Annotated in this window: 15 protein-coding genes; 3 read left to right on the top strand and 12 right to left on the bottom strand. The window is 40.9% G+C overall.

The window, feature by feature from the left end:
• Positions 1 to 227 precede the first annotated feature (227 nt).
• From LC065_RS11770 to LC065_RS11760, 3 genes are all read right to left on the bottom strand, one after another.
• Positions 228 to 1,187: an ROK family glucokinase gene (locus LC065_RS11770; protein WP_226590925.1), complete on the bottom strand. Its 960-nt coding sequence runs from the start codon at positions 1,185 to 1,187 to the stop codon at positions 228 to 230.
• On the bottom strand, positions 1,184 to 1,399 hold the full coding sequence (locus LC065_RS11765) for a YqgQ family protein (RefSeq protein ID WP_226590928.1): 216 nt from the start codon (positions 1,397 to 1,399) through the stop codon (positions 1,184 to 1,186). Before LC065_RS11765 ends, LC065_RS11770 begins: the two co-directional genes overlap by 4 nt.
• 65 nt (positions 1,400 to 1,464) lie before the next feature.
• Positions 1,465 to 2,946, bottom strand: a complete 1,482-nt coding sequence (locus LC065_RS11760; protein WP_226590930.1) for a spore germination protein — start codon at positions 2,944 to 2,946, stop codon at positions 1,465 to 1,467.
• 138 nt (positions 2,947 to 3,084) lie between these two features.
• Here LC065_RS11760 and LC065_RS11755 point away from each other — a divergent pair, with 138 nt between their 5' ends.
• Complete coding sequence (locus LC065_RS11755) at positions 3,085 to 3,936, top strand: hypothetical protein (RefSeq protein WP_226591667.1); 852 nt, start codon at positions 3,085 to 3,087, stop codon at positions 3,934 to 3,936.
• On the opposite strand, the gene LC065_RS11750 is transcribed toward LC065_RS11755, so the two are convergent.
• From LC065_RS11750 to rpmG, 4 genes are all read right to left on the bottom strand, one after another.
• Entirely contained in the window at positions 3,933 to 5,177 is a 1,245-nt protein-coding gene (locus LC065_RS11750) for a rhomboid family intramembrane serine protease (protein WP_306163428.1), read from the bottom strand. The two genes, LC065_RS11755 and LC065_RS11750, sit on opposite strands and share 4 nt — an antisense overlap.
• A gap of 609 nt (positions 5,178 to 5,786) precedes the next feature.
• On the bottom strand, positions 5,787 to 6,770 hold the full coding sequence (locus tag LC065_RS11745; protein WP_226590939.1) for an L-lactate dehydrogenase: 984 nt from the start codon (positions 6,768 to 6,770) through the stop codon (positions 5,787 to 5,789).
• 92 nt (positions 6,771 to 6,862) lie between these two features.
• Complete coding sequence (locus LC065_RS11740; protein ID WP_226590942.1) at positions 6,863 to 7,432, bottom strand: 5-formyltetrahydrofolate cyclo-ligase; 570 nt, start codon at positions 7,430 to 7,432, stop codon at positions 6,863 to 6,865.
• A gap of 651 nt (positions 7,433 to 8,083) precedes the next feature.
• Positions 8,084 to 8,233, bottom strand: coding sequence for a 50S ribosomal protein L33 (gene rpmG, locus LC065_RS11735; RefSeq protein ID WP_035509116.1), 150 nt, complete (start codon positions 8,231 to 8,233; stop codon positions 8,084 to 8,086).
• 183 nt (positions 8,234 to 8,416) lie between these two features.
• Between rpmG and LC065_RS11730 the strand changes: the two genes are divergently transcribed.
• Both LC065_RS11730 and LC065_RS11725 read left to right on the top strand, forming a co-directional pair.
• Positions 8,417 to 8,794 carry a hypothetical protein gene (locus LC065_RS11730; RefSeq protein ID WP_226590945.1) on the top strand — a complete coding sequence of 126 codons (378 nt, stop codon included), beginning with the start codon at positions 8,417 to 8,419 and terminating at the stop codon, positions 8,792 to 8,794.
• The gene (locus tag LC065_RS11725; RefSeq protein ID WP_226590948.1) at positions 8,791 to 9,240 is read left to right on the top strand and encodes a hypothetical protein; all 450 of its coding nucleotides are present in this window, start codon (positions 8,791 to 8,793) and stop codon (positions 9,238 to 9,240) included. Before LC065_RS11730 ends, LC065_RS11725 begins: the two co-directional genes overlap by 4 nt.
• 204 nt (positions 9,241 to 9,444) lie before the next feature.
• Here the strand turns inward: LC065_RS11725 and phoU are convergent, their stop codons facing one another.
• From phoU to LC065_RS11700, 5 genes are all read right to left on the bottom strand, one after another.
• Positions 9,445 to 10,104, bottom strand: coding sequence for a phosphate signaling complex protein PhoU (phoU, locus tag LC065_RS11720; protein ID WP_226590950.1), 660 nt, complete (start codon positions 10,102 to 10,104; stop codon positions 9,445 to 9,447).
• A 20-nt stretch (positions 10,105 to 10,124) separates the two neighbouring features.
• Positions 10,125 to 10,973 carry a phosphate ABC transporter ATP-binding protein PstB gene (pstB, locus tag LC065_RS11715; RefSeq protein ID WP_226590953.1) on the bottom strand — a complete coding sequence of 283 codons (849 nt, stop codon included), beginning with the start codon at positions 10,971 to 10,973 and terminating at the stop codon, positions 10,125 to 10,127.
• Positions 10,974 to 10,995: 22 nt separating this feature from the next.
• Positions 10,996 to 11,874, bottom strand: a complete 879-nt coding sequence (gene pstA / locus LC065_RS11710) for a phosphate ABC transporter permease PstA (RefSeq protein WP_226590956.1) — start codon at positions 11,872 to 11,874, stop codon at positions 10,996 to 10,998.
• Complete coding sequence (pstC, locus tag LC065_RS11705) at positions 11,874 to 12,821, bottom strand: phosphate ABC transporter permease subunit PstC (protein WP_226590959.1); 948 nt, start codon at positions 12,819 to 12,821, stop codon at positions 11,874 to 11,876. Before pstC ends, pstA begins: the two co-directional genes overlap by 1 nt.
• A 79-nt stretch (positions 12,822 to 12,900) precedes the next feature.
• On the bottom strand, positions 12,901 to 13,884 hold the full coding sequence (locus LC065_RS11700) for a PstS family phosphate ABC transporter substrate-binding protein (RefSeq protein WP_226590962.1): 984 nt from the start codon (positions 13,882 to 13,884) through the stop codon (positions 12,901 to 12,903).
• Positions 13,885 to 14,011 lie beyond the last annotated feature (127 nt).

Genomic DNA, 14,011 nt, shown 5'->3' with positions numbered 1-14,011 from the left:
AATTTCCACTTATAATCCATATTAAACTCTTTCTTCATATATGACGTAAATGGTCCCAATAAAGTTTCATGAAATTCACATTTTCCATCATTTTCAAAATAATAGGGTGGAGCTTTTCTTATCATAAGACAAAAACATAATAAAAAGAAGTCCTAACGATTAAAATTTATTTACAAATTTTATACGAATAAAACATAAAAAAGTTGGAGCCTTGAGGCTCCAACTTTTTATTTATTCTTTTTAACTAAGAAAGCTCCTCCAATGACACCCGCGTCGTTCCCTAATTCAGCTATTCCAAAACTCGATGCTTCTGCTGTTCTTGGTAAAGCATATTTCCTATACGCTTTTTCAAGCGGCTCCAGCAGCAAATCTCCTGCTTTGGAGACTCCGCCACCAATCACGATTTTTTCAGGGTTAATAGCAATAGCCATGTTAGCAATCGCCATTCCAAGGACATCTGTAATCTCCGCAATCACACCATTTGCTGCTTCATCGCCATCCTTGGATGCATCAAATACATCCTTAGATGTCAACGTCGAATCATTTATAAACTCATTTAATTTAGATTCTGGGTGTTTTTCTGCTGCTTCTTTTGCTTTTCTAACAATACCTGTAGCTGAAGAAACGGTCTCAAGACACCCGGTTTTTCCACAGTTACAAGGAGCTCCTCCATTAGGTACCACTGTGACATGGCCAAGTTCGGCTGCTGTACCATTGGCCCCATTAAGAATCTGGCCGTTGGCAATAATGCCACCACCTACACCCGTACCGAGGGTAACCGCAATCAGTTCTGTGCACCCTTCTCCGGCACCAAGCCAATTCTCACCTAAAGCAGCTAAATTAGCATCGTTATCTACCAACACAGTCATTCCCGTCAATTCTTTGAGAAGGTTACCGAAGTCAAAATCTTTCCACCCGATGTTCACAGCTTCATGAATATAACCTGTAGTCGTATCAACAAACCCCGGAGCGCCTGCACCAATCCCTACAACCATCGACGTGTCAATCGCCACTTCTTTCAAAGTTTCTTTGATGGAATCGGCAATATCAGAAGGGATGGTTTCTCCCTGATTAGCTGTATTAGTTGGGATCTCCCATTTTCTTTTGATTGTTCCCGTTTCCTCAATAATAGCCAATTTTACTGTGGTGCCACCGATATCTGCACCGATATAATAATGACTCATCATCTTTCCTCCCTTATTTGACGATCCTTTTGTTTAGCGATTTCACTCCTTAAAAGCAGGATAGCCATTTGATAGTCTTCTGAAGGCATGCATTGGGCTTTGTACAACTCCCTTACTTCATCTTCCATCATTTCTAAATCGGCCAACCTGTTACCTATGTAAATGATCGTTCCAAATTTTTTCAAATATTGCTGAATATCATAAATAGTTTTCATTCTGCATCACCACCATTCATTATACCAATACCTTTAAGACTTGAAAACGCAAAAACCCCGATCGATCAACGATCAGGGTCATCCGGGTGTAGAAATGCCGGTCTCCGGTTTTTTAAAGGAATCGGCGAACGAAGTAAAACATCTCTTAACGGTTTCCATGAAAAAGGTAGAAATGGCCACATGTACGGTGTTTTGAAAGACTTCATGCTGGAAATATAAAGGAGCCAGAGGGTCACTCCCAGTACATATCCTTTCAATCCGAATAAGCCCGTAACGAGAAGCAGCACAAGTCTTGTTATTCGATCGGCCAGCCCTAATTCGTAACTAGGTGTAGCAAACGTACCAATAGCAGCAAGGGCTAAATACAAAACCACTTCACTCGAAAACATGCCAACCTCTACAGCCACTTGGCCAATTAATATGGCAGCTACTAAACCGAGAGCGGTCCCAAGCGTAGATGGAGTATGGATCGCTGCCATCCGCAGCATGTCTATACCTATTTCGGCGATCAAAAACTGGACGATGAGCGGCAAGGTGCCGGTGTCCGTAGGTCCAATGAATGCTAGAGCTTCAGGAAGCAAATCCGGCCTCTTCGAAAAAAGAAAATACAGAGGCAGAATAAAGATCGATGCAAAGAAACCAAAAAATCGCACAGCACGTAAATATGCACCGACTAACGGTTTTTGACGGTATTCTTCTGCATGTTGTAGATGATGCCAAAAGGTTGATGGAGTAATCATGACACTCGGTGACCCATCAATTATGACAAGAATATGCCCTTCATAAAGGTGGGCAGCTGCCGTATCAGGACGTTCTGTGTACCGGATAACTGGATAGGGGTTCCAATAACGACCGCTGATATATTCATCAATGGTCTTTTCTGCCATTGGGAGCGCATCCGTATCAATATCCTGTAAAACTTTCTTCAATTCTTCGACCCGGTCGGAGTCTGCAATGTCTTTAACATAGCAAATACACACATCCGTTAATGACCTCCGGCCGACTTGCAAATATTCCATTCTTAAAGAACGGTCTCTGATCCTTCTTCTAGTCAAAGCCGTGTTGAATATAATGGTCTCAACGAACCCATCTCTCGATCCTCTTACAACTCTTTCAAGATCTGGCTCTTGCAGTCCACGGACAGGATAAGTACGCGCATCAATCATAATGATTTCATCGACGCCTTCGACGACTAACGCTGTTGGGCCGGCCAGCACCCAATCCGCTGCTGCATTCAAATCTTTTTTCTTCTCTAATTCCACATAAGGAAGATGGGTTTTTAGTAACTTCTCAAGTGGATCCGGGTCCAGTTGATCCGGGTCCAATCTTGAGAGGAGCTTCATTAAGTAGTGAAGAATATCATCTTTTACAAAACCGTCTACAAGGAATAAGGACATACCCCTACCAGCGTAGACAAGATCGAGATGAACCATATCAAAACTTTCTTCCACGCCAAGCCGATCTTTGAGATACGATACATTTTTTTCATAACTATCAAATAAACGTTGTTCTTCCAAAACGCATCCTCCTCTTAACCTTCTTGGCATAGTTTCTTCTAAATCCAATTATTCATACACAGAAGCAAGGGGGAGGATTATACGCATGTCCATGGAAAATGGAACATATCCTGAACTATAGATCACCTATGCAGAGAGGATGTATGAGGAGATGATGGTTTGAGAAAAGTGTGGGTACATTGGGTACTTGGTCCTTTGGCCTTAGCTATATTTATCGCAATCTATACTCAATACTTTAATGATGAAGCGGTCATCAAGTATTTCCCATTAGATGACAGGAGTGACTTTCAATCATATGGAACTTCTTTGAATTTTGCTTCCGAAGAAGATGAGGACGAATATGAAATCCTATGGAATATGTTTTCTGAAAGTGATAAAGCCATGTACTTGAGACAAGACGTCTCCCTTTTATATGTAAATGGACGACTAAAAGGTGTTGTCAGTAAGTGGGAGGAAAACGCATCAGAAATAAATAAAGAAACGTCTTTACACGGGGAAGATAGTCAAAAGTATCAGGCCATCTCTTTCCACCATGGGGAAATACATGAGGATAGTGGTCCGATTAAAAGCATTCAGGCAAGCTCAAAGGACGAGCTTTACGTCATTGATTCGCCTCACTCGAAGCGAACGGCATTCAAAGAACCAGCAAATCAAGAGGAGGAAGAATGGAAAAAGAGACTCAACCACTCCATTCAGCAGCAGCTGGAAGTCCAATGGGAAGAATTGCTTACGTACTACGGCATAAATAAAGAAGACTACACGCTTGTCCCTTTGACTGACCTCGCAGACTATGAAGACAAGCCGCTACCTGGAACGAATGAAGATGACTCTGAGCGAATAAAAGGACAACTATGGGAAGGTTTGTATAAAAACTATGTGCTGGGCATTAGTGATACAAAATCTTCCCACCCCATTCAAAGCTATATTCCGCTCATTCTTTTTGATAAAAAAGGGAAACATTTGATTGTCCTTTATGAGGATGATACTGGAAAAAAACATCGCCTCATCCAGTCTTATTAACGGAGGTTGTTGTATAGTTCTTTAAAATCCTTTTGATCGGGATTAAGGTCAGCGGCTCGTTTTGCATGGTCAGCCGCTTTCTCTTTTTCTCCGACTTGTTGGTATAATAGCGCTAAATTATAATGCGCTTCTGCCATCTCAGGAGAAAGTTCAAGGACACGGAGCAAGTCTTTCCTCGCTGCACTGGTTTCGCCTTTTTGTAAGAACGCAAATGACCTGTTGAAACGTAGGGCAGCTTCATATTGACCAGGATTATCCAAGGCTTCGCTCGTGATTTCAATCACTTCGTCATAGGCTCCCGATTGATTTAGCTCCTGTGTCTCTTGGACCTCGCTAAAACCTTTCGCATCATTGAATAATCCCATATAACCAGTAATCGCCATACTTGAAATAAGTAATAAAAAGACAACAAGAGCAGCAAGCTGTTTGGACCTATTCATTTGTTTAGGTAACCGCACGACAGCAGTGGCGATAAAACCACCAATCATCCCTCCGATATGTGCTCCATTATCAATTTGAGGAACGAGCAGTCCGAATGAAATGTTGAGGATGACGATAAAAATGAGATTCCAACCCATTGTTCGGAAAAACAACTGTTTATGCTGGACACCAAAAAACAAGAGCGCTCCAAACAATCCGAAAATGGCGCCTGATGCTCCAGCTGCCACATGGGGATTCAACATAAAACTCGCCACACCCCCAAACAATCCTGAAAGTAAATAGATCCATGCAAAACGCCAGGTTCCATACAGTTTTTCAACCGCCGTACCTAAGTAATAAAGGGCGAACATGTTCATAAATAGATGGAGAATCCCTATGTGCAGAAACATAGAAGTGGCGATCCGCCACCATTCCCCATCCATAATTGCTGGATTGAATTTTGCTCCGTACTGTATGAGTGTTTCAACTGAAGTACTGTCACCCACCCATTCAATATAAAGAAAAATCAATACATTGATAGCGAGTAAAAAGTAGGTCATTCGGGGTTTGCCATAATCGAAAATCGACATGACTTGTCTTCTTTGATCTTGTTGTTTCTTGACAAGTTGATGTTTCAAGTATGGAAGCATAGCCTCCATTTCGGTTTCACTAACCTGCTGATCCATGAGAGGTTCTTCTATTTGAAAGGCACTGTAAAACTTTTTCTTTTCTATTTCTTTGTTTTCGTCATCCATATAGTAAAGCCAGATTGGATTTTTTTGTGACGAGATGTCTTTTTCAACATTCTCCCAATCTTCCACAGGTGGATATTCCGAAACATACAATACGTGGAATTGAACTTTTCCGCCCCGGAATAATTTTTTATTTTGAGACAACTGTCGATATGATTTTTCCAGGTCCCTCCGCAGCTCATTTCTCCAATTGATTTGTTTTTGAGTTAAGCGGATGACATGCGTTTGCCAATCCTGTTCCTTCTCAAGCCATACTTCCCCTTTTTTCTGTACTCATGTTAAGCACTTGAAAATCATGTGCTACAACCAGGTCATAAGTAAGTTTCCATAAATAATACTCTTGTTCAATAAACACGTTGCACCCCCCTCGATCACACCTTCATCATATCATGCCCCTTTGTTAAGGAGCTAACTGAAAGCATTAAAAAAGCCGCCAGGAACATACCCCGACAGCTTATTATATTCATAGCCCACGAAACATTTGTGAAAGAAATTTTTGCCGAATCCAAGGGATGTTCATGGACAAACGAACAAGGAGCTTACGAAGAAAAGGAATTTTCGTAACAACGTCCAACGCTTTATACCTATATTTATAAACCGTTGCTGTAACCGAGCCGATGATCATAACCCATCTGAAAAATTGACGCATCTCATCCACCTCTTTTTTATTAGGTGAACTTATTTTTCACTTGAGATGTCATCCTTATTCACATAGTTATGAATGACTGGTTCCATCGTTTCTTTTAATAATGAAGCAGATGCATGAAACTTTCTCATTTCGTCTTGGTCAAGGTTCAATTCGATGATTTCTTGAATGCCTTTGCGATTTACAATCGCTGGGACTCCTATATAAAGGTCATCCATATCATACTGCCCTTGCAGATAACCTGAGACAGTTAAAACCGCATGTTCATTATGCAGAATCGCTTTTGTTAAACGGACAAGTCCCATTGCGATTCCATAATGAGTGGCTCCTTTGCGTGCGATAATGTGATACGCCGCGTCCCTGACTTGTTCAAAAATACCTTTAAGGTCATTTTCATCATACAGATCGGGATGATCTTTGATACGGTCAAACACAGAGCGTCCAGCGACATTCGCGTGGCTCCACACCGGGAGCTCAGAGTCTCCGTGCTCACCCATAATATACGCATGGACATTACGTGTATCAATATTGAAATATTCACTTAGTTTGAAACGTAACCGAGCTGTATCCAGGATCGTTCCAGATCCAATCACACGTTCAGCAGGAAGACCAGAAAACTTCCAAGTCATATAGGTTAAGATATCAACAGGGTTTGTTGCTACAAGGAAGATCCCATCAAATCCACTTTCCATAACGGAATCCACAATGGACTTAAATATGGCCGTGTTTTTCTCAAGCAAATCCAACCTTGTTTCGCCTGGTTTCTGATTGGCCCCTGCAGTAATGACGACAAGATCAGCGCTTTCACAATCGGCATAATCCCCAAACCATATCTTCTTGTTTGCAGGAGCAAACGCGAGGCCGTGATTCAGATCCATCGCATCGCCTTCCGACTTCTCTTTATTTAAATCAATCATTACCAGTTCATCTGCTACTCCCTGGTTTAATAAAGCAAACGCATAACTAGAACCCACCGCACCTGTACCGATCAATGCCACTCGATTTACATGTTCCAATCTAACCCCTCCTCAATTAATCTAACCTTATTATAACTTAAAAGTTTGCTCAACATTTCACAATGAATGAATGTTTTGTGACATCTTCAGAACTAAAAATGGTATGTAGAATGAATCCCACTTTCGGTAAGAACATATTCCACCCTCTGGTCATATTCTTCAAAAGGAAGTGGTGTGTATCTTTGTCGTTCAGAAGCAATCATTAATGTTTTCCCCCGAAACCCTTCAATGAATCGATCAAAATAACCTCCGCCATATCCTATTCTGTACCCTTTATCGTCAAACAATAGTCCTGGTACAAGAAGAAGGTCAATATCATCTTTCTTCACCAAGGCTGAACTCTCAGGCTTCGGTTCTCTTAAACCAAAATAGACTCTCTCTAACTGATCATACTTCTCCAGGTGGTAAAACTCCATCTCTCTACTCTCTGGAATACACTTGGGTACGACCACCTTCTTGTCGGTCCTCCACCCTTCCTCAATAATAGGTTCTGTAGACCATTCATGAGTTTGTGATAAAGTGACACCCACGACATGGGCACTCTTCCATATTTCACTCTTGAACAAACTCTCTTGCATTTTTGCTTCAATTTGGAGTCGCTCTTTCACACTTATGTCCTGAAGAATCTTCTTTCCTTTGAACCTAAGTTCGTTCTTTTCCATTCCCATACCTCCTTTGCTACTCTTTAGATTAATTTCACAAAAGCTTCCTTTACTTGCAGACTCAGTTTCGAGACTTTTGTTGAGTGGATGGGGGCTGCTGCAGAGAATAGCTCGCTTTCTTCGGACTGCGTCCTGTGGGGTCTCACCATGCACTTTTTCCCGCAGGAGTCTCGCCATTCCCCTCCGCCCCTTTGCCATATAAGTATCTCAACACCACATTGGGAATAAGCTGCTTTAATACACATAATAACTGGAGAAAAAGAGCTCTTAAAGAAGCAATTCTGCATGCGAAAAGCTTGTTTTAGAACGTTTATTCTTATAACAGCAGGATAGTGGAAGGCATCCTCCCACATAATGGTGTTCGTTGCTCACCTTCATAGAATGGGGTGATTGGGATGCTGCGAGACTCCCGTGGAGAAAGGAGAAAGGCGAGATCCCTTAGTGCGGCATAACGCCCGAGGAAGCTCGGCACTCCCCCACAGGAAAGCGAGTAGCTTCCCAGCCACCCCTGACGCTCAACCCGGGTAACGAACCCCGAGAACATCTCGAAACTGAGTCTTACACAATCCTGCCATCTTGTTCAATAACTGAGCTTCCAGTACTTAGCATAGCTTTGGATATAAAAAAAACAGTAGGAAATAATCCTACTGCTTACTTTGTTTCACGGTGAAGCGTGTGCTTCCCTACGCGTGGGCTGTATTTCATAAGCTCTAGACGCTCTGGGTTTTTACGCTTGTTTTTTGTGCTAATATAATTGCGGTCACCAGTTTCGGTGCATGCAAGTGTAATGTTTACGCGCATTATTATTCCTCCTAATCATAAAAGCTATTCACTGTCTCATTCACATTATCAGACTAATACATAATACCAAAAACGATGGAACCTTTCAAGTAGTTATTCAGCTAAAAACGGTGAAATATCCCATAGCCACGCTTCTATTTCTATGATATAAATAAATGTGGAAAACTAAAGGAGTGATACAGCTTGATTTATGTATTTGGTACATTGACTGCCGTTGCCCTTGGTCTTTTTATTCTTTCATACTTCATGAATGACCGCATGAAAGAACTTGAAAACCAAGTCGAACAAGTCAATATGACAATGATGCAAAGCAATTACCAGCTAAAAAAGAAAATGAAAATTTTGGAAGAAGAACTTTTGGCTGAAGATTTATCTCAAGAAATCATGAAACAGCCACCAAAGAAAAAAGAAGCCCCCCAAAGCCTCTCTTTACTCGATACTGTTCTATCCATGTATCAGAAGGGTTACAAAACCCATTACATAGCAAAACAGACGAATTTAAGTGAGTATGATGTCCATTCAATGATCCAACAACAAAAAAGTGGCGGTGTTCGAACATGAAACAATGGATACGCTCCTATGCCCTGGGCTTACTTACAGCAGTGATAGTGCTTGCCATAGTCTACTGGAATACAGAGACCACTTCCTCGACGGTCGTTGAAATGGAGTACAGTACAGAAGAATTGATTGAACAGCTTGAAAGCAAAGGATATCAAGCACTAACTATGGACGAGTGGAAAACACTCAAGGAAAACGATCATAGGCAGTCACAGACTCCCACACCTGTTGAGAAGCCAATAACTACTTTCTCCATAGACGTCGTCTCAGGTACTACTACAGATGATATAAGTGCTAAACTGATCCAGGCCAATATCATAGAAGATGCTGCCGAGTTTGAATCCTTCATGAAAGAAAATGACTACAGCCGCTATATTCAGATTGGCCAAGCTACACTAAATTCAGAAATGTCGCTTCAAGAAATTGCTGAAGCTATTACATCTAAGTAAAAAAGCTGCACTTTAGCGGCTTTTTTTATTTTCTCCTTTAATTAACGTAACTACAAATCCGCTTTAACTTCTATAAGGAAAATCATGTCACATCATAAATTTCCATACATGAAACCAAATATACACTACCTAATAACGATAGAGCGTGAAATACTTCAAAATTAAGAAGACATGAATCGAAACAATCGATTCATGTCTTCTGTGTTATTTATTCAAATCGTAGGTTCTTCCTTTTACCAGATAGAAAATACTTTCGCCGATGTTCGTAATATGATCAGCAAACCTCTCAATATATCTGGCTACATAAGCCATCTGCATGATGTGCTGGATCTGTTGTGGATTAATCGCGGTGAATTCCAACATTTCTTTTACAATCGAGCCATACTTTTTATCTACAACATCATCCATTTCAGCAAGCTTCTTCGCTAACGAAATATCTTCATACTCAAAAGATTTAATTGCCAGGTCCACCATATCCATAGCTAGGATAGCCATTTCACGCAACTCAGGATCTACTTCAATCCCATGATTTTCACCCAAGTGAATGGTTGCCTTCGCAATATTGGTCGAATGATCAGCCATACGTTCCAAATCGCTAGAAATTTTGATAGCAATGATAATCCTTCTCAAATCCCTTGCTACAGGCTGTTGCTTCGCCAGCATCAAAATGGCATCATCGTTTATCTTTTCTTCCTTACGATCGATGGCTGCATCATCTTCCAAGATTTTTTTGGCAGCCTCTACGTCCCCTTGATATAGGACATAAATCGCTCGGTCAAGTGAATCTTTCGCATCATGAGCTAACTCTTTAATTTGTTTCTTTAAGTCTTCGAGTTCTTCTTCGAAATGAACACGGATTGACATGGATAATCCCCCCTGAATAATTAGCCGAAGCGTCCAGTAATATAGTCTTCTGTTCGCTTGTCGTTAGGGTTTTGGAACAAGTCATCGGTGTCAGCGAACTCAATTAATTCTCCATTTAAGAAGAAGGCTGTTTTATCAGAAATACGCGCGGCCTGCTGCATATTGTGTGTAACAATAATGATGCTGTATTTTTCTTTCAACTCTTGAACAAGCTCTTCTACTTTTGCTGTAGAAATAGGGTCTAACGCTGAAGTCGGCTCGTCCATTAAGATAACATCCGGTTCAACCGCTAAAGCACGAGCGATACATACACGCTGCTGCTGACCACCAGAAAGACCATAGGCATTTTCATTTAAACGATCTTTCAACTCATCCCAAATCGCTGCACCTTTTAAACTTTTCTCAACGATCTGATCTAACACTTCTTTCTTTTTAATGCCGTGGATTCTAGGTCCATAGGCTACGTTATCATATACACTCTTTGGAAACGGGTTTGGTTTTTGGAAAACCATTCCTACCTTCGTACGCAAGTATTCTTCTTTATACTTGCTGCTGAAGATTTCCTGATCACGATATTTGATAGAACCGGAAGTCTTTACAATCGGAACCATCTCAACCATGCGGTTTAAAGTCTTCAAGAACGTAGATTTTCCACAACCAGAAGGTCCGATAATGGCCGTTACTTGTTTTTCTGGAACCTCCATGTTCACCTCGTATAGAGCTTGGTCCGAACCATACCATAAATTCAAGTCATTCACTTCGATAATGCTATTCGCTTTCTCTTTTTTAATTCCCTCTTTTTTAACCTCAGGCTTCGTTGTTCCCTGGTTTACCTTATTATTTGTTTTCTCTTCCATTACTTTATTCATATTGAAACCCTCCTCATCCTAATTAAAGACGACGTTGATATTTGTTTCTGATTAAAACAGCAATCGAATTCATGAGTAGCAACACAGCTAAGAGAACAATTATTCCTGCTCCTGCAACAAACTGCCATTCTTCCTGTGGTCTACCCGTCCAGTTATAGATCTGAATCGGCATGACAGTGTATTTAGCCAGTAATGAATCCGGTAAAGTATAGATGGCCGTTGCTGCACCTACGATAATTAATGGGGCTGTCTCACCAATTGCACGGGACAATGCGATAATGGCACCGGTAAGAATTCCCGGAATTGCAGCTGGAAGAATAACGCGTGCAATAGTTTGCCATTTAGACGCTCCCATGCCATAGGATGCCTCCTTGATCTCGGCTGGAACTGAACGGACAGCTTCTTGAGCAGCTACTACAATAACTGGAAGAATCAACAAAGCCATCGTCAATCCCCCCGCAATAAGTGTATACCCGAAATTAAACATATAAACAAAGAAAGTTAATCCTAATAGACCGAATACAATGGATGGCACACCAGCTAAGTTTTGAATGTTTACTCTGATAAAATCCGTGAACTTATTTTTAGGTGCGTATTCTTCCAAGTAAATCGCGGTCGCAACCCCAATAATGACGGCGAAAATTGCCACGATAACCATTAAGAAGATGGATCCAATTAATCCGGCGTAAATACCAGCTTCTTCTGGATATGGTGCTGGAAAGTTTAAAATATAATCAAGACTCAGATAACCAATTCCTTGAGTCAATACACGATAAAAAAGCAAGACTAGGAAGACTAACCCTACTGTAGTAGCCAGACCAAACAGAACCATAAGGACTTTGTTGATGGCTACTCTCCCTTCCATACGTTTTTTGATATTTTGTTCATTTTGACCAAGCATCAATATTCCTCCCTGAACTTACGAGAAATGTACTGAGCAATAAGGTTCATGACAAGCGTAAAAACAAACAATGTCATTCCTACTGCATACAAACTGTAGTAAATGGTAGATCCGAAAGTGGTATCCCCTGTGGCTGCCTGCACAATGAAAGCAGTCATGGTTTGGATTGATTCTGACGGATCGAACGTCAGATTAGGTGTTGCTCCTGCTGCAATCGTTACAATCATTGTTTCTCCGATAGCTCTTGAAATTGCAAGAACGATGGATGCAATGATTCCAGATAGTGCGGCAGGTAGGACAACCTTAAATACAACTTCTAATTTTGTAGCACCTAACCCGTAAGCTCCTTCCCTTAAAGCGTTAGGAACAGAGTTCATTGCATCTTCCGAAAGGGATGCGACCATAGGAATAATCATAATACCGACTACAAAACCACCACTCAAGGCGTTGAAAATTCCTAAATCAGGAATGAAAGCTTGAAACATTGGTGTAATGAACGTTAAAGCGAAATAACCATAAACGACCGTCGGGATTCCTGCTAATACTTCAAGAACAGGTTTGATGACGCGTCTTACTTTATCATTTGCATATTCACTCAAAAATATGGCTGACATAAGTCCCAAAGGTACAGCTACAAGTGTGGCAATCAAAGTGATGAGTAACGTACCACCTATCAATGGAGCGACTCCATACTCACCAGACCATGGTGACCAACTTGTTCCTGTATAAAAATCAATTAAAGACACATTGGAAAAGAAGCCAATAGACTCTCTCAACAAAGTAAACAATATCCCTACAGTTGTTAAGACACTAACTGCAGCACAAAGAAGCAAGAAAAAAGGAATGATTTTCTCTATTCTTTCCCCGAAACTTTTCTTGTTCTTATTCCTTTCAATCATTTGTTGGACGTCAATCATTTTTCCCTCTGATTGTAACCCCTTGTCCATGTTAAAAACTCCTCTCATCCATAAGGCAAGGTGAGACCCCAAATTAAGTCTCACCTTCCTTGTTAGGTTTTCAAATCAATTACTCTGCCCAGCTTTTTGCTGTTTCAAGTTGCTCTTGATACTTGTCTTCAGGAAGAGCTACATATCCTACTTCTTCAGCAGCTTTTCCAGCGTTGTTCAAAGTGTACTCAACGAAATCACGAACTTGTGCTTTCTCTTTAAAAGCATTCACGTTTACATAAGTGAATAGTGGTCGGGAAAGTGGAGTGTAAGAACCATCTTGAATTGTTTCAGGACCTGGTTTTACAGCTTCGTTTCCGCCTTCAGAAATTCCTAGTACTTTCAATGAGTCTTTGTTTTCAGCATAGTAAGCATAGCCGAAGAATCCGATAGCGTTAGGGTCGTTTTCAATACCGCGAACTAGCACGTTGTCATCTTCAGAAAGTGTAGTATTTGAGCCTTCTTTCATCGGCTCTTCTTCAAGAATTACTTCGTTGAAGTAGTCGAATGTACCGGAATCATGTCCAGGGCTGAAGATTTTGATTTCTTCTTCAGGCCATTCTGGGTTGATATCAGACCACTTAGTAGCGTCTGAAGATTCTAGGAAGATTTGTTTCAATTGATCAATTGTCAATTCTTCAACGAAATCATTTTGTTGACTTACAACAACAGAAAGACCATCGTAAGCTAATTCTAGCTCTTTTAATTCAATGCCGTTTTCTTCAGCAGTTGCCTTTTCTTCTTCTTTAATAGGGCGAGAAGCGTTACTTAGATCAATCTCACCTACTGTAGATTTTTTGAATCCACCGCCGGAACCAGAAGCGTTCACAGTTACATTCACATCAGGATTTTTCTGATTGTAAGTGTAAGTCAAGTTTTCCATGATCGGGAATACTGTAGAAGAACCATCAATAGCGATTGGTCCGGAAACTCCTTCAGAACCTTCTTCTGATGTGTTGCCTTCTTCAGCTGTAGGCTCTTCTTCGGATCCTCCACAAGCTGCTAGTACTCCTAGCACTAAGATGAACATAAGCATTAGTGCCAAACTTTTAAAGTTTTTCATTTCTTTCTCCCCCTATTTTCTATAATTAGGTTTTGTGTTTGACGGCTTGGCCAACTCACATTTTATATATTAACGAGAGAGTTTTAATGACATATGAACCAAACGTAAAGGTTTTGTAAATTGGCGT

This window comes from Halobacillus litoralis (assembly GCF_020524085.2).
Lineage (GTDB): Bacteria > Bacillota > Bacilli > Bacillales > Halobacillaceae > Halobacillus > Halobacillus litoralis_E.
This window is presented reverse-complemented; position numbering and strand designations above follow the sequence as displayed.